12 protein-coding genes and 1 pseudogene are annotated in these 15,915 nt (G+C 45.1%); 10 read left to right on the top strand and 3 right to left on the bottom strand.

Going from position 1 to position 15,915, the window contains the following annotated elements; genetic code table 11:
• Window positions 1–99 precede the first annotated feature (99 nt).
• The 5 genes and pseudogenes from L8S15_RS01190 (at window position 100) to L8S15_RS01170 (ending at window position 7,538) form a co-directional block, all read left to right on the top strand.
• The gene (locus L8S15_RS01190; protein WP_016784639.1) at window positions 100–3,225 is read left to right on the top strand and encodes a DNA translocase FtsK; all 3,126 of its coding nucleotides are present in this window, start codon (window positions 100–102) and stop codon (window positions 3,223–3,225) included.
• Between the two features lie 368 nt (window positions 3,226–3,593).
• Window positions 3,594–4,190, top strand: coding sequence for an outer membrane lipoprotein chaperone LolA (lolA, locus tag L8S15_RS01185; protein ID WP_010439952.1), 597 nt, complete (start codon window positions 3,594–3,596; stop codon window positions 4,188–4,190).
• 63 nt (window positions 4,191–4,253) lie between these two features.
• The gene (locus L8S15_RS01180; RefSeq protein ID WP_016791642.1) at window positions 4,254–5,609 is read left to right on the top strand and encodes a replication-associated recombination protein A; all 1,356 of its coding nucleotides are present in this window, start codon (window positions 4,254–4,256) and stop codon (window positions 5,607–5,609) included.
• Window positions 5,610–5,751: 142 nt separating this feature from the next.
• Window positions 5,752–7,059 carry a serine--tRNA ligase gene (serS, locus tag L8S15_RS01175; protein WP_010439959.1) on the top strand — a complete coding sequence of 436 codons (1,308 nt, stop codon included), beginning with the start codon at window positions 5,752–5,754 and terminating at the stop codon, window positions 7,057–7,059.
• 211 nt (window positions 7,060–7,270) lie between these two features.
• Window positions 7,271–7,538: pseudogene (locus L8S15_RS01170) on the top strand (DksA/TraR family C4-type zinc finger protein).
• A gap of 104 nt (window positions 7,539–7,642) precedes the next feature.
• Here the strand turns inward: L8S15_RS01170 and bioA are convergent.
• Window positions 7,643–8,920: an adenosylmethionine--8-amino-7-oxononanoate transaminase gene (gene bioA, locus L8S15_RS01165; protein ID WP_102286139.1), complete on the bottom strand. Its 1,278-nt coding sequence runs from the start codon at window positions 8,918–8,920 to the stop codon at window positions 7,643–7,645.
• Between the two features lie 155 nt (window positions 8,921–9,075).
• Between bioA and bioB the strand changes: the two genes are divergently transcribed.
• Genes bioB through bioD form a run of 4 tightly spaced genes read left to right on the top strand, consistent with a single transcriptional unit; the run spans window position 9,076 to window position 12,798 of the window.
• Window positions 9,076–10,128: a biotin synthase BioB gene (gene bioB, locus L8S15_RS01160; RefSeq protein WP_010439965.1), complete on the top strand. Its 1,053-nt coding sequence runs from the start codon at window positions 9,076–9,078 to the stop codon at window positions 10,126–10,128.
• Window positions 10,115–11,314: an 8-amino-7-oxononanoate synthase gene (gene bioF, locus L8S15_RS01155; protein ID WP_280571916.1), complete on the top strand. Its 1,200-nt coding sequence runs from the start codon at window positions 10,115–10,117 to the stop codon at window positions 11,312–11,314. The genes bioB and bioF overlap by 14 nt, the downstream gene beginning before the upstream one ends.
• Window positions 11,315–12,118 carry a malonyl-ACP O-methyltransferase BioC gene (gene bioC / locus L8S15_RS01150; RefSeq protein WP_010439970.1) on the top strand — a complete coding sequence of 268 codons (804 nt, stop codon included), beginning with the start codon at window positions 11,315–11,317 and terminating at the stop codon, window positions 12,116–12,118.
• Complete coding sequence (gene bioD, locus L8S15_RS01145; protein WP_010439972.1) at window positions 12,115–12,798, top strand: dethiobiotin synthase; 684 nt, start codon at window positions 12,115–12,117, stop codon at window positions 12,796–12,798. Before bioC ends, bioD begins: the two co-directional genes overlap by 4 nt.
• A 114-nt stretch (window positions 12,799–12,912) precedes the next feature.
• On the opposite strand, the gene L8S15_RS01140 is transcribed toward bioD, so the two are convergent.
• Window positions 12,913–13,080: a hypothetical protein gene (locus tag L8S15_RS01140; protein ID WP_010439975.1), complete on the bottom strand. Its 168-nt coding sequence runs from the start codon at window positions 13,078–13,080 to the stop codon at window positions 12,913–12,915.
• 277 nt (window positions 13,081–13,357) lie between these two features.
• Here L8S15_RS01140 and htpX point away from each other — a divergent pair, with 277 nt between their 5' ends.
• Window positions 13,358–14,221 carry a protease HtpX gene (gene htpX / locus L8S15_RS01135; RefSeq protein WP_010439977.1) on the top strand — a complete coding sequence of 288 codons (864 nt, stop codon included), beginning with the start codon at window positions 13,358–13,360 and terminating at the stop codon, window positions 14,219–14,221.
• Between the two features lie 297 nt (window positions 14,222–14,518).
• Here htpX and purB read toward each other — a convergent pair whose 3' ends face one another.
• Window positions 14,519–15,889 carry an adenylosuccinate lyase gene (gene purB / locus L8S15_RS01130; protein WP_016768562.1) on the bottom strand — a complete coding sequence of 457 codons (1,371 nt, stop codon included), beginning with the start codon at window positions 15,887–15,889 and terminating at the stop codon, window positions 14,519–14,521.
• Window positions 15,890–15,915: the final 26 nt, after the last annotated feature.

Here is a 15,915-nt window from a genome sequence, read left to right as displayed (position 1 = left end):
TTTTCTGTTTGATATGGTTAAATCAACAGTAGTTTCATTGGAACGAGTGGCTCGAGCTGCTCGCGACATTTTCATCTCGTTCAATTATTAAGTTGGTTTATGTTCAAGCAGAGCAGTAATAAAGTAGAAACAATCATTAAAACGAGTGAAGAGCCTCAGTCTCCTCGTTTAAATGGTTCTCAACGTCTTAGAGAGTGCAGCCTGATTCTGGGCGTTCTCTTCTCTATTCTACTTGCCGTTGCGTTATTAACTTTCAGCCCAGCTGACCCATCATGGTCGCAAACTGCATGGGGTGGTGACATTCAAAATGCCGGTGGCTATGTAGGTGCATGGTTGGCTGATACACTTTTCTTTGTGTTTGGTTCTCTGGCTTACCCATTACCTATATTGGTGACGGTGACTGCGTGGGTACTGTTCCGTAAGCGCAATGAAGACGAACAGATTGATTTTATGCTGTGGGGTACTCGCTTACTTGGCCTTACGGTTCTTATTCTTACGAGTTGTGGCCTAGCGGATATCAACTTTGACGATATTTGGTACTTTTCGTCAGGTGGCGTAGTGGGTGACGTATTGTCGAGTCTTGCGCTTCCAACGTTAAACGTTCTTGGCAGTACATTGGTTCTGCTTTTCTTATGGGGAGCTGGCTTTACTCTGCTAACGGGGATTTCTTGGTTAAGCATTGTTGAATGGTTGGGTGAAGGTGCAATTAAATTCTTTACGTCTGCTGTAAACAAAGTTCGTGGACAAGATCAAGAGTTGCTCGAACCTGAACTGAAAGAATCTGCCGACCGAGAACGATTGGAAGATCGTCATAAGCAGCCAAATTATCGAGATTTACCCGCTATAGAAGACAATGCTGAAGAACAGAGTAAAGAAGCAGAACAAGACTCCCTTGATCCAACCATGAGCTTCTCTGCAACGGCTGAATCTTCAGGAGCGGCGAGCAATACCATTGATAATGCTGTGCCACAGAAGCGCCAGTACAATATTCACATGCCTTTAGAGGCAGTGAAGAAGCAAGACGATTCTACCCATGAGCAAGCATCCATTCAAAACGAAAGTGCTACAGCACAACCGATCTCTGTAGCTCCTGTTTACCAAGCGCCAGAGGAGACTTTAGAAGAAGGTGTTGAGCGTTCTAAGCAGTTGAATGCAACGATAGAGCAGCTAGAAAATGCGGCTATGTATGAAGATGACCTCGCAGAACAGGATCAGGTTGACGCGCATGAATCTCAGATCGCGTATCAGCAATACATGCAGGAAGAGCAACCAGCAGTTCATCCTACTGAAACGGTTGTTGACAGTGTAGAACCAGTAATGGATAGCTCACCAGAAGTAAATAACGAGTTCGATGCGGAAGATGTTCAACCAGAATCTCTATACGCTTCGCCAATGGGTGAAATAGAAGAAACACCACAAGAATTCTCAGCGCCTTTCGAGACAACGGAAGAGCAAAGCTTTGAACCTAATTCAGAGCTAGACGCTGAACCTATTGATAATGATGAAGGGCCACTTGCTCCGTCATCTTATGAACAAGAGCTGACGCAAACGACTGAGCAGAACCAAGCACCAGTTGTTGATCTTCCTTGGGAAGAGGTAACAGAAGAAGAACCTGTACATCAAGACCAAGATGTCGCGGCATTCCAAAACCTTGTTTCTGAAGCCCAAGCGAATATCGCGGCGACACAAAACCCGTTTTTAGTTCAACAAGATGTTAACTTGCCGAAACCTGCAGAGCCATTGCCGACGCTTGAATTACTGTTCCACCCTGAAAAGCGTGAAACCTTTATTGATCGTGATGCGCTAGAAGCCATTGCTCGTCTTGTTGAGTCTAAACTTGCCGATTACAAGATTAAAGCCGAAGTCGTTGATATTTTCCCTGGCCCAGTGATCACCCGATTTGAGCTCGACCTTGCCCCTGGTGTAAAAGTGAGCCGTATCTCTGGCCTATCTATGGACTTAGCGCGTTCATTGTCTGCTTTGGCAGTGCGTGTCGTAGAGGTAATCCCGGGTAAACCTTATGTTGGCTTAGAACTGCCAAACATGAGTCGTCAAACGGTATTCTTCTCTGATGTGGTTGCGAGCCCTCAGTTCCAAGAAGCAAAATCACCAACGACAGTCGTTCTAGGACAAGACATCGCAGGTGAAGCGGTTATTGCTGATCTGTCTAAGATGCCACATGTTCTGGTTGCAGGTACAACCGGCTCTGGTAAATCGGTAGGTGTGAACGTGATGATCTTGAGTATGCTATACAAAGCATCACCTGAAGATGTTCGTTTCATTATGATTGACCCGAAAATGCTTGAACTATCGGTTTACGAAGGTATCCCTCATCTGTTGTCTGAAGTGGTAACCGACATGAAAGATGCGTCTAATGCCCTTCGTTGGTGTGTAGGCGAAATGGAACGTCGTTATAAACTGATGTCAGCACTTGGTGTTCGTAACATTAAAGGCTACAACGACAAATTGAAGATGGCCGCGGAAGCGGGTCATCCAATCCATGACCCACTGTGGAAACCGGGTGACAGCATGGATCCTGAAGCGCCATTGCTAGAGAAGTTGCCTTACATTGTGGTTATCGTCGATGAATTTGCCGACCTAATTATGGTCGTTGGTAAGAAAGTTGAAGAACTTATTGCTCGTTTGGCGCAGAAGGCACGTGCGGCTGGCGTCCACTTGATCTTAGCGACTCAACGTCCATCAGTGGATGTTATTACCGGTCTTATCAAAGCTAACATCCCAACGCGTGTGGCCTTTACGGTATCAACCAAAACGGATTCAAGAACTATCCTTGATCAAGGTGGTGCCGAGTCACTATTGGGTATGGGTGATATGCTGTACTTGCCTCCGGGTTCTAGTCATACAACTCGTGTACACGGTGCCTTTGCATCTGATGATGATGTACATGCAGTCGTGAATAACTGGAAAGCACGCGGTAAGCCAAACTATATTGATGAGATCACTAACGGTGAACAGACGCCTGAAACTTTGCTGCCAGGTGAGAAAATGGAAGGCGATGAAGAAGTCGACCCTTTGTTTGACCAAGTTGTTGAACATGTGGTCCATTCGCGTCGTGGTTCAGTTTCTGGTGTCCAACGTCGATTTAAGATTGGCTACAACCGTGCAGCAAGAATTGTCGAGCAACTTGAAGCTCAAGGTATCGTCAGTGCTCCTGGACATAACGGTAACAGAGAAGTCTTGGCACCAGCTCCACCAAAAGATTAGTTCTACTAGGGCGTGTAGATCTTTCGAGCTGTTTTTTGCAGCGAGTTGCTGGGTATTTATACAAGGCAGAGGCTTTGATGTGTAGCTAGCCTACATGAGAAGGCGATAACGTAGTAGAAATGACCAGCAAACGCTGCCCGAAGGGTTCGAGCTGGGCGCCCCCGCAAAAAGCGTTTTACTCTTTGTTGAGGGAGATTTGCTTAGAATGACTAGGCTACTTCCCCCTCGCCGCGATTAAAACGCTTTTGACTAGGCGTCCCCATCCGAACAAAATTCAACCACGAAAGGTCAACACGCCCTATGAACTTATACCCATTAAGTCGGTCAAATCGAAAATATGACCGACGTATGTTCTAACAGGATTATTGATGAAAAAAGTATTCGCACTTCTATTTATGAGTTTCTCAGTGTTGGCTTCTCCGAAAGAAGAACTGAGTAGTCGCTTAGCATTGAACGCAGGTTTTAGCGCTGACTTTAAACAAGTCGTGACGAGCCCTGATGGTGATGTCGTTATGGAAGGTGAGGGCACGGTAGAGATTGCACGCCCAAGCTTATTCCGTTGGGAAACCACTTTCCCTGATGAAAACCTACTGGTATCTGACGGTCAAAGCTTGTGGTATTACAGCCCATTCATTGAGCAAGTGAGTATTTACTGGCAAGAACAAGCAACATCGCAAACACCTTTTGTGCTGCTGACACGTAACCAAGAAAGCGATTGGGATAACTACAACGTAGCGCAGTCGGGTAATCAATTTACACTAACACCAACGGCAGTCGACTCGAATCAGGGTGACTTCCAGATTAATATCAACGAAAAAGGCATTGTTCAGGGCTTTAATGTGATTGAACAAGATGGTCAGAAAGGTGAGTTTACCTTTAGCAACGTCGACTTAGGTAAACCTGCAGCAGACCGCTTTACTTTTGTGGCGCCGGAAGGTGTCGAGGTCGACGACCAAAGAAACTGATCTAGACCGCAGATCGTTTGGTAGCATGTCGATAGGTATTGATGCCATCAATGAATCAAGAGATTGCAATTGAGTAATTACAGCTTAGATTTTGCAGGGGACGAAGATTTTCGTCCCCTTGCTGCTCGTATGAGGCCTGAAACTGTCGAACAGTACATAGGTCAGCAGCATATATTAGGTCCAGGTAAACCGCTTCGCAGGGCATTGGAAGCGGGCCATATCCACTCGATGGTTTTGTGGGGGCCTCCTGGCACCGGTAAAACCACGTTAGCGGAAGTAGCAGCAAACTATGCTAACGCAGAGGTTGAACGCGTATCGGCAGTAACCTCGGGTGTAAAAGACATTCGTATCGCCATTGAAAAAGCGCGTGAGAACAAGCAAGCAGGACGCAGAACTATCCTGTTCGTGGACGAAGTCCATCGCTTTAATAAAAGCCAGCAAGATGCCTTTCTGCCGCATATTGAAGATGGCACTGTAACCTTTATTGGCGCGACGACTGAAAACCCTTCTTTTGAATTGAACAACGCTTTGTTGTCGCGTGCGCGTGTTTACAAACTGACTTCGCTGAATACAGATGATATCTCCCTTGTCATTCGCCAAGCTATCGAAGATAAACAGCGTGGGTTAGGTGATATGTCGGCCAATTTTGCTGATAATGTATTAGATCGCCTTGCTGAACTGGTCAACGGTGATGCACGCATGTCGCTCAACTATCTTGAGCTTTTATATGACATGGCAGAAGACAACGATAAAGGCGAGAAAGCGATAACGTTGCAGTTGTTAGCTGAAGTGGCTGGCGAGAAGGTTGCTCGTTTCGATAACAAGGGTGATATTTGGTACGACTTGATCTCCGCTGTTCATAAATCGATTCGTGGTTCAAACCCTGACGCGGCTTTGTATTGGTCAGCAAGAATGATTGCAGCGGGTTGTGACCCTTTGTATATCGTAAGGCGTTTGCTGGCGATTGCTTCTGAAGATATTGGCAATGCTGATCCAAGAGCAATGCAGGTCGCAATGTCGGCTTGGGATTGTTTCACTCGCATTGGCCCAGCAGAAGGGGAACGTGCTATTGCGCAGGCGGTAGTTTATCTTGCGTGTGCACCAAAGAGTAATGCTGTTTACACTGCTTGGAAGCAAGCTCTAGCAGATGCTCACAACCTTCCTGAATATGAAGTCCCTCATCATTTGCGAAATGCACCTACAACTTTGATGAAGGACATGGGCTATGGGCAAGAATACCGTTATGCTCATGACGAACCAGGAGCCTACGCGGCTGGTGAAAAGTATCTGCCTCTTGAAATGGGAGAGAAGCAATACTATTTCCCAACAAAACGAGGCTTAGAGACAAAAATTGGCGAGAAGCTAGATTATCTGGCGGATTTGGACGCAAAAAGCCCACAAAAACGCTATGAAAAGTAGTCTTTTTTGGATATCGTTACCTAGTCATAAAAATTCAATTAAATCGTTATAAATTGGTTGAAATAGCACCAGTTTTAGGGGTTTAGCAGTGATTCAGTAGCAATCTACTGAATATTCAAATAACTAAAGCATAGGATTAGCAATGCTGGATTCTAAATTACTTCGAGCTGAGCTGGATGAAACAGCGGCAAAATTAGCACGTCGAGGCTTCACCCTTGATGTAGAGACAATTCGTGAACTTGAAGAAAAACGTAAGTCCCTTCAGATGAAAACTGAAGAGCTACAAGCGTTACGTAACTCTCGATCGAAGTCCATTGGTCAAGCGAAAGCAAAAGGCGACCATGAAGAAGCTGAGCGTATCCTTGCAGAAGTAGGCAACTTAGGCGCAGAACTAGACCAAGCTAAAGTAGCATTGGCTGATCTTCAATCTGAGCTAGAAACGATCACAATGTCTATTCCTAACCTACCTGATGCAGAAGTGCCAGATGGTAAAGATGAAGATGACAACGTAGAAGTTTCTCGTTGGGGTCAACCTAAGACTTACGACTTCGAAGTGAAAGATCATGTAGATCTTGGCGAAATGTCTGGCGGTCTTGATTTTGCTAGCGCAGTAAAAATCTCGGGTTCTCGTTTCATCGTGATGAAAGGAAAATTCGCACGCCTACACCGTGCTATTGCTCAGTTCATGCTTGATCTTCACACTGATGAGCACGGCTACACAGAAATGTACGTACCGTACCTAGTGAACCACGATAGCCTTTACGGTACTGGTCAGCTTCCTAAGTTCGGCGAAGACTTGTTCCACACAAGCCCGCTAACTGAGCAAGTAAGTGACGTGCCTCTTAAGACTCTATCGCTTATCCCAACTGCGGAAGTACCGGTAACGAACATGGTTCGTGACACGATTACTGATGAAGCCGAACTGCCACTTAAGATGACAGCTCACACACCATGTTTCCGTTCTGAGGCGGGTTCTTACGGTCGTGACACTCGTGGTCTTATCCGTATGCACCAATTTGACAAAGTTGAATTAGTACAAATCACTAAGCCAGAAGACTCAATGGCAGCGCTTGAAGAGCTAACAGGTCACGCTGAGAAAGTACTTCAACTTCTAGAGCTTCCTTACCGTAAAGTGATTCTATGTACTGGTGACATGGGCTTCGGTTCTGCGAAAACTTACGACTTAGAAGTCTGGGTTCCAGCGCAAGAGACTTACCGCGAAATTTCTTCTTGTTCAAACATGTGGGATTTCCAAGCACGTCGTATGCAAGCTCGTTTCCGTCGTAAAGGCGAGAAGAAACCTGAACTTGTACACACACTTAACGGTTCTGGTCTTGCTGTTGGTCGTACTATGGTTGCTATTCTTGAGAACAACCAAGAAGCAGATGGCCGTATTGCTATCCCAGCAGTACTTCAGCCATACATGGGCGGCGTAACGCACATCGGTTAATCAGTAAAACTGTTATACGAAAACCCAGTCAATCGGCTGGGTTTTTTATTATCTGTTACACCGGAAAGCAGTGAGTCGAGGGTCAATTTCATTACTCATTTGTAATAGCGTTTCTCTAATTTAGGTTATTATTACACCACTAAAAAATGGTTATAATGCGCTCTTACCGCGGTAGGTACAAATTTTCTCATGCAAATACAGAGGAGGACTTATGGCCGTAGGATTGGCAGGTGACGATAGCGTCAGTCAGCAAATTCAAAATACCATTGATGATGAGTTCTCTCGTGTAAGAGGGAACATTCAAAGTGGGGGAAAGCTTGCATTATTGTGACGAGTGCGGTGATGAGATATCAGAAAAGAGACGGCTAGCAATTAAAGGCGTGCGTTTCTGTATTGGATGCCAGTCCATGTTTGAACACGTTGCGTATCGTCACTCATTGTTCAATCGCAGAGCAAGTAAAGACAGCCAACTTCGTTAGAAGGCGGTCGTTCTCTATTGTCGATAATAATGAACCGGCCTCTCCTTAACTTCAATATTGCAGATAGCAAATGAACCAGTAAGGAGAGGTAATAGCTTTGTCTTCTATTTAAAGCAGCGGCGATCTTTTAATGCGCAATTAATAGCGGAAACAAGTTTCTCGATGTGCTCAGGCTTGCTAATGAAGGGAGGCATCATATAAATCAACTTACCAAATGGACGAATCCAAACCCCTTGTTCAACAAAGTGAGCTTGGATGGTTTCCATATCGACAGGTGTATGGGTTTCAACGACGCCAATAGCGCCCAACCAACGAACATCTTTGACAAGATTATGCTCTCGCAAAGGCGGTAGCAACTCAGAGAAAAGTTGCTCAATTTGTTGAGTCTGATTTTGCCAATCGCCTTGCTCTATGATGGACAAGCTTGCCGCACCTACCGCGCAAGCTAATGGGTTACCCATAAATGTTGGACCGTGCATAAAACAACCCGCTTCACCGCCACATACTGTGTCAGCAACTTCTTTACTCGCAAGCGTTGCTGAAAGGGTCATGTAGCCACCAGTTAGCGCCTTACCTACACATAAGATATCCGGTTGAATATCGGCATGTTCGCAAGCAAAAAGTTTCCCTGTACGGCCAAACCCGGTCGCAATCTCATCCAAGATCAGCAAGACGTTGAATTCATCACACAGCAAGCGAACCTGTCTCAGAAATTCAGGATGGTAGATACGCATACCGCCAGCACCTTGGACGATTGGCTCTAAGATCACGGCAGCAACTTCTTGGTGGTGTGCGGCTAGCTTTTCTCGAAAGCTGTTTATGTCGCTCGCATTCCATTGATCCCAAAAACCTGTTTTCGGAGAGTCTGCAAAAATGTGTTCAGGCAAAAAACCTTTGTAAAGGCTATGCATTGAGTTATCTGGGTCAGTGACTGACATCGCTGCAAAGGTATCGCCATGGTAGCCATCTCTTAGCGTGAGAAACTTTGAACGAGGTTGCCCTTTAGCGTGCCAATACTGCAGTGCCATTTTTAGGCTAACTTCCACGGCTACCGAGCCAGAGTCGGCCAAAAATACATGTTCAAGATTATTTGGCGCGAGATTCAAAAGCTTTTTACATAGATCGATAGCGGGTTGGTGGGTGATACCACCGAACATAACGTGTGAAACTTTATCGATTTGGCTGTGAGCGGCCGCATTTAATGCTGGGTGGTTATAGCCATGGATGGTTGACCACCAAGATGACATGCCATCAATAATGCGTTTTCCACCTTCTAATTCTAGGTAAACACCGTCTGCATTGGTGACTGGATAGCAGGTCAGAGGTGTTAACGTTGATGTGTAGGGATGCCAGATATGCTGGCGATCAAAGGCGAGATCCATAGTAACTCCCATTTTTTTGGTTAAAAAGTAACCATATGTAAACTTTTTATATTATCAATGTGTTGACAGTCTAAAGCTTGTCGGTAGACTATCCAAGCATAAATACAATCTCTATTGATAGAGATGTAATATCAAATAATAAAAAGGATCGACACGTGGAAGTTCGTCATGACTGGACAGTTGCTGAAGTAAGAGCACTGCTTGAAAAACCGTTTATGGATTTAATGTTTGAAGCTCAAGTGGTTCATAGACAGTACCAAGAGCACAACCACGTGCAGGTGAGTACGCTTCTATCGATTAAAACCGGTGCTTGTCCTGAAGACTGTAAATACTGCCCTCAAAGTGCTCACTACCGAACGGATGTCGACAAAGAACGCTTAATGGAAGTCGAGCGTGTTTTGGATGCGGCGCAAAAAGCCAAAAACGCGGGTTCGACTCGTTTCTGTATGGGCGCGGCATGGAAAAATCCGAAAGAACGCGATATGCCTCACCTAACTGACATGATCAAAGGTGTGAAAGGCATGGGCCTAGAAACCTGTATGACGCTAGGTATGCTAACGCCCGATCAAGCTGGCGAGTTAGCGGATGCAGGTCTGGATTACTACAACCATAACCTTGATACGTCTCCTGAGTTCTACGGCAGCATCATTACTACTCGTACTTACCAAGATCGTTTAGATACATTATCTCACGTGCGTGATGCCGGTATGAAGATCTGTTCTGGTGGTATTATTGGTATGGGTGAAAGCACCAATGATCGTGCGGGTCTACTTGTAGAACTGGCTAACCTTCCAGTACACCCTGAGAGTGTGCCAATCAACATGCTCGTAAAAGTGAAAGGCACACCGATGGAAAACGTTGATGATGTTGAGTCTTTTGACTTCATTAAGCTTATTGCGATTGCTCGCATCATGATGCCAATGTCTGCGGTTCGTCTATCTGCAGGTCGTGAGAACATGAATGAACAGATGCAAGCGATGTGTTTCATGGCGGGTGCAAATTCTATCTTCTACGGCTGTAAGTTACTTACTACGCCAAACCCAGACGAAGACACGGATATGCAGTTGTTTAAGAAGTTGGGTATCAATAGCCAACAGGTGGCTCAAAAGCCTGACGAAATTCAAGAAAATGAACTGTTAGATCAAGTGGTGGAGCGCGTTGCTGCTCGTCCAACGAAAGATGACATGTTCTACGATGCCACTGTTTAAACCTCGCATCAAAAGTGCCCTTGCTCATCGTCGCGAGCAAGGGCTAACTCGTCAACTTAAGGTACTCGAAAACAGCAATAGCCCTTTGCTTAATAGTGAAGGTTCTAACTTCATTAATTTTTCGAGTAATGACTATTTAGGCTTGGCAAACGATCCTGAACTGGTCGATGCATGGCAAACCGGACTTTCCCAATATGGTGCCGGCAGTGCGGCATCGCCATTGGTCACAGGTTTTAGTCCTGCTCATCTAAATTTAGAGGCTCAGCTGTGTGAATGGCTTGGATTTGAACGAGCCATACTCTTTAGTTCTGGTTTCAGCGCTAATCAAGCTTTGTTGTTTTCTCTGCTCGAAAAAGACGACTCTCTGTTGCAAGACAAACTTAACCACGCCTCTTTAATGGAAGCGGGGATGCTTTCACCTGCAACCATGAAACGCTTTAAGCACAACGACACGCAGCATCTAGAGTCTCTACTAAGCCAATCTCCACAATCCTTGGTCGTGACTGAGGGCGTTTTCAGCATGGATGGCGATCAAGCGCCTCTCAGCCAGATCTTTAACCTGACTCATCAATACGACAGTTGGTTGGTGGTTGATGATGCCCACGGTATCGGCGTATTAGGTGATAAAGGGGCTGGGAGTTGCAGTGCAGCACAAATCTCACCGGATATTTTGGTGGTGACCTTTGGCAAAGCATTTGGCCTTTCTGGTGCTGCGATTCTTTGTTCGTTAGAAGTGGGTGATTACTTAACTCAGTTTGCTCGTCATCATGTGTACTCGACGGCGATGCCACCTTCACAAGCAGTGGCTTTGTCTCATGCGTGTCAGATGATTCAGACGCAAGAGTGGCGTCGAGAGAAGCTCATGAAGCTAGGTGCGATCTATGCGGAGCAGATGAGTGGCGTGAAAGGTTTTATAGATACTCAGACTCCGATTAAGCCGTTTGTAATCGGTGAAGCACAGGCGGCACTGTCTGTTGCTGAAGAATTAAAGCGTAAACAAGTTTGGGTAACGGCGATAAGGCCGCCAACCGTTCCGAAAGGGACAGCTCGTTTGCGTATTACCTTAACGGCGAATCACAGTGAGGATCAGATTCATCAGTTAACCAGGTCGTTGCATCAGGCAATTGACCGAAGCAGTGAATCGGGCATCGATCCAAGCTTAGAATCAAATAAAGAGGCTCAGTAAATGTCACAAGAAGCAGTAGTGAATAATTACGTAGGCCAAGACAAAAGTGCGATTGCCAAAGCCTTCGGAAACGCAGCAACAACCTATGACAAACACGCTGAGTTTCAGCGAGATGTCGGCCACCGACTACTGGATAAGTTACCGAGTGATCTATCAGGGTTAAAGGTGCTCGATTTAGGTTGTGGGACTGGTTATTTCTCAGAGCAACTTGTAAAACGAGGGGCCGAAGTAGTATGCGCTGATCTTTCTGTTGGAATGTTGGAAACAGCAGAAAAACGTTGTGGCGCATCTGTCTCTTTATACCAACAAGCCGATGCCGAACAATTACCGTTTGAAGATGGGTGTTTTGACATCGTTTTCTCTAGCCTTGCGTTGCAATGGTGTGACGACTTGTCGTCGCCTTTGAAAGAGATGAAGCGTGTCACTGCGGCTGGTGGGTCTGTGATTTTCTCAACTTTGCTTTATGGGTCACTGTTTGAGTTAGAAAAATCATGGTCTAAAATTGACACACATCAACACGTTAACCATTTTATTACAATCAATCAGGTAAAAATTGCGTTAGCGCAATCTAGCTGTACGGCTCATCAACTAGACTTGCCCACCATCACCGTTTGGTACGACACTGCGTTTGAACTGATGCGCGACCTTAAAGGTATCGGCGCTAATCACGTAAGTGGTCGCTCACAAGGTTTAACAAGTCGCCGCATGTTGCAGCTCGTTGAACGGGAATATCGAGAGTTTAAAAACCATCAAGGTTTCTTGCCAGCAACATATCAAGTTTGTTTAGGGGTTATTCAATTATGATTGATGCATTATTCATTGCAGGTACGGATACCGAAGTTGGAAAGACTGTGGTTTCAAAAGCGATTCTTCAAGCTTTAGCCGCGCAAGATTTATCAACAATTGGCTATAAGCCAGTTGCTGCCGGAAGCGAGCAATACCCAGAAGGGTTGCGTAATAGTGATGCATTGCACCTTCAAGAAGCGGCAACGCAAGATATTGCTTACGAAGACGTGAATCCATATGCGTTATTGCTACCGTCATCGCCTCACATCGCGGCAAAGCATGACGGCGTAGTGATTGATACAGCGATATTATCAGCGAAGCTTGAAGCGCATAAGCAAAATTCTGATATCGTTCTAGTTGAAGGTGCTGGTGGTTGGCGTGTTCCGGTTTCAGACGACGAATATCTGTCTAGCTGGGTTAAAAAAGAACAGCTTCCAGTGGTTTTGACTGTAGGTATTAAACTGGGTTGTTTGAGCCATGCTCTATTAACGGCAGAAGCGATTCGTGCTGACGGCCTAAATCTAGTAGGTTGGGTAGCGAACCGTATTAATCCAGGCACTGAACATTATGCTGATATTATTGCGATGCTTGAGGATAAGCTAGGTGCACCGAAGTTAGGTGAAATTCCTTACGTACCAAAAGCGAAGTCAAAGAACATTGGTAAGTACATTAATGTTCAACCACTACTTGATCTTTAAATCTCAAGTTATACGTCAAACAAGAAAAGGGCTGCGATTGCAGCCCTTTTTCTCTGTTAAGCCTTTGACCATTGGTTTATAAACAATTGGTCTGTTACATAAGCAAGCTTAGGATCAATGTTCTTTTGTTAGTCCCATTAGCGCTTGCTGTGTTTCTGTGATTTCTGCCTGAGCCGTTTGCGGTGTTAGAATTCCAATCTGCTTTTTCGCTTCTTCTTCAGTAATCCCTAGGTGACAGCACAGTAAATCGATAGCCATTTGAGTGTTAGTACCTTCAACCATGATCGTTCCCTTTTTGTACATGGACTAGCCAATAAATCATCTGAAGTCACTGTAAACGGATTGTTATATCGACACCATACGACTTAGGTCTAATAGACCATAATTAACGCGGCTACAATCTCGTAATCAAATGTTGCAATTTAATGCTTAACCTTGTTTTCTTAATCTAAGACTATATGTATAAGTAAGTATAAGTCTTCAAGGCTGGAATCAATTGCTGTCTGCCTTGCCTATAACAATAAGTTTTATAAAAATAGCTTTCATGCGGAGATAAGTAATGAAGCGAGTAATGTTGTTCCTTGCAACCAACCTTGCGGTTGTATTGGTACTAAGTGTTGTTCTTAATATTGTATATGCAGTTACAGGTATGCAACCAGGAAGCCTTTCAGGCTTGTTGTTAATGGCTGCAGTATTTGGTTTTGGCGGTTCATTCATTTCATTAATGATGTCAAAGAAAATGGCACTACGCTCAGTAGGCGGCATGGTCATTGAAAGCCCACGTAACGAAACAGAACATTGGTTGATGGAGACGGTAAGCCGTCAATCTCAACAAGTTGGTATTGGTATGCCAACAGTGGCGATCTACGACTCGCCAGACATCAATGCATTCGCGACGGGTGCTAAGCGTGATGATTCATTGGTCGCAGTATCAACAGGTCTTCTACACAACATGACGCGTGATGAAGCTGAAGCAGTATTAGCACATGAAGTTAGCCACATTGCGAACGGAGACATGGTGACCATGACGTTAATGCAGGGTGTTGTGAACACGTTCGTTATCTTCTTATCTCGTTTCATCGCTAACATTGTTGCGTCGAATGACAACGAAGAAGAGGGCGGCAGCAACATGATGGTGTACTTCGGTGTGTCTATGGTGTTGGAATTGGTATTTGGTTTCTTAGCAAGCTTCATTACGATGTGGTACAGCCGTCATCGTGAATTCCATGCCGATGCAGGTGCAGCGAACCTAGTGGGTAAAGAGAAGATGATTGCCGCTCTGGAGCGTCTAAAGGTGAGCCACGAACCACAACTAGAAGGTTCTATGATGGCGTTTGGTATCAACGGTAAGAAGTCTCTTACTGAGCTACTAATGAGCCATCCACCGTTAGATAAGCGTATTGCGTCTCTACGTAACATGTAATCGCTACGTATTCTTTTGTCACTAATCGACAAGATACATTTGAAAGGCTTCCTTCGGGAGGCCTTTTTTGATCTTGTCATTCAAGAGAGTAAGTCTCCGGGAGTTATGTGTCTGGTGATAAAGCGTTACGATATGGAGTGGATTATATCGAACGGATTAAGATGAGTAGGTCAATGATACTGGTTTGCTTTGTATTATTTTGCTGGCGGTTCTTGTGCTCAATACATTTTGTTCCGCTCAACAAAAAGGCTTCCACATGGGAAGCCTTAGTCTATTCTGTGATTCGAAATTCGAACCTTACAGCTTGTCAGTTAGCTCGATTGCTTGACCGATGTAGTTCGCTGGAGTCATCTCTTTTAGGCGAACTTTCTCGTCTTCAGGGATCTCTAGACCATCGATGAATGCACGCATGCCTTCGCCATCTACACGTTTACCACGAGTTAGCTCTTTTAGCTTCTCGTATGGCTTCTCGATGCCATAACGACGCATTACTGTTTGTACTGGTTCAGCCAATACTTCCCAGTTCTTGTCTAGTTCAGCAAGTAGCGCAGCACGGTTAACTTCAAGCTTGCTAATACCTTTCAGAGTCGAAGTGTATGCAATGATTGCGTAGCCAACACCCACACCTAGGTTACGAAGAACCGTAGAGTCAGTAAGGTCACGCTGCCAGCGAGAAACTGGAAGTTTTTGTGCAAGGTGGCTGAATACTGCGTTAGCTAGACCAAGGTTGCCTTCAGAGTTTTCGAAGTCAATTGGGTTAACTTTATGCGGCATAGTAGAAGAGCCGATTTCGCCAGCAATAGTCTTCTGCTTGAAGTGACCAAGAGCGATGTAGCCCCAAACGTCACGGTCGAAGTCAAGAAGGATCGTGTTGAAACGAGCAATTGCATCGAATAGCTCAGCGATGTAATCGTGAGGTTCGATTTGAGTTGTGTACGGGTTCCAAGTTACGCCAAGAGATTCAGTGATGAACTCTTCGCTGAACTTGTGCCATTCAACTTCTGGGTATGCAGAAAGGTGTGCGTTGTAGTTACCTACAGCGCCGTTGATTTTCGCTAGGATCTCAACGTTTTCGATTTGCTTGAATTGACGTTCCATACGGTACGCAACGTTAGCCATCTCTTTACCCATAGTAGAAGGAGAAGCTGGCTGACCATGTGTACGAGACAATAGAGGAATATCACGGTACTCGTTCGCAAGTGCTTTGATAGCATCAATTACGTTACGGATTTCTGGAAGAATCACAGTGTCACGAGCTTCTTTAAGCATAAGTGCGTGAGATGTGTTATTGATGTCTTCAGAAGTACATGCAAAGTGAATGAATTCATTTACTGCGTGAAGTTCAGGAACGCCAGCTACTTTCTCTTTCAAGAAGTATTCAACCGCTTTAACGTCGTGGTTTGTCGTGCGTTCGATCTCTTTGATACGCAGAGCGTCTTCTTCACTGAAGTTAGCTGCTAGTTCATCAAGAAACTGGTTAGCTTCTGCACTGAACGCTGGTACTTCTGCGATTGCATCAGTTTGTGCAAGCTTTTGTAACCAACGAATTTCAACGATAGAGCGGTATTTTAGTAGGCCAAATTCACTAAAGATGCTGCGTAGTGCAATAGTCTTACTTCCGTAACGGCCGTCTACTGGTGAAACAGCAGTCAATGCTGACAGTTCCATGGTGTTCTCCTGAATTGAGTTTTCTA

Origin of the sequence: Vibrio sp. S/42/10 (assembly GCF_029890535.1) — a bacterium.
In the GTDB taxonomy this organism is placed as follows: domain Bacteria; phylum Pseudomonadota; class Gammaproteobacteria; order Enterobacterales; family Vibrionaceae; genus Vibrio; species Vibrio cyclitrophicus.
This window is presented reverse-complemented; position numbering and strand designations above follow the sequence as displayed.

Bases quoted from the DNA above. Each gene is read 5' to 3' on its own strand.
- bioC (WP_010439970.1), top strand. From the start codon at position 11,315: ATGTCACAAGAAGCAGTAGTGAATAATTACGTAGGCCAAGACAAAAGT.
- lolA (WP_010439952.1), top strand. From the start codon at position 3,594: ATGAAAAAAGTATTCGCACTTCTATTTATGAGTTTCTCAGTGTTGGCT.
- bioA (WP_102286139.1), bottom strand. From the start codon at position 8,920: ATGGATCTCGCCTTTGATCGCCAGCATATCTGGCATCCCTACACATCA.
- purB (WP_016768562.1), bottom strand. From the start codon at position 15,889: ATGGAACTGTCAGCATTGACTGCTGTTTCACCAGTAGACGGCCGTTAC.
- serS (WP_010439959.1), top strand. From the start codon at position 5,752: ATGCTGGATTCTAAATTACTTCGAGCTGAGCTGGATGAAACAGCGGCA.
- bioD (WP_010439972.1), top strand. From the start codon at position 12,115: ATGATTGATGCATTATTCATTGCAGGTACGGATACCGAAGTTGGAAAG.
- L8S15_RS01190 (WP_016784639.1), top strand. From the start codon at position 100: ATGTTCAAGCAGAGCAGTAATAAAGTAGAAACAATCATTAAAACGAGT.
- L8S15_RS01140 (WP_010439975.1), bottom strand. From the start codon at position 13,080: ATGGTTGAAGGTACTAACACTCAAATGGCTATCGATTTACTGTGCTGT.
- htpX (WP_010439977.1), top strand. From the start codon at position 13,358: ATGAAGCGAGTAATGTTGTTCCTTGCAACCAACCTTGCGGTTGTATTG.
- bioF (WP_280571916.1), top strand. From the start codon at position 10,115: ATGCCACTGTTTAAACCTCGCATCAAAAGTGCCCTTGCTCATCGTCGC.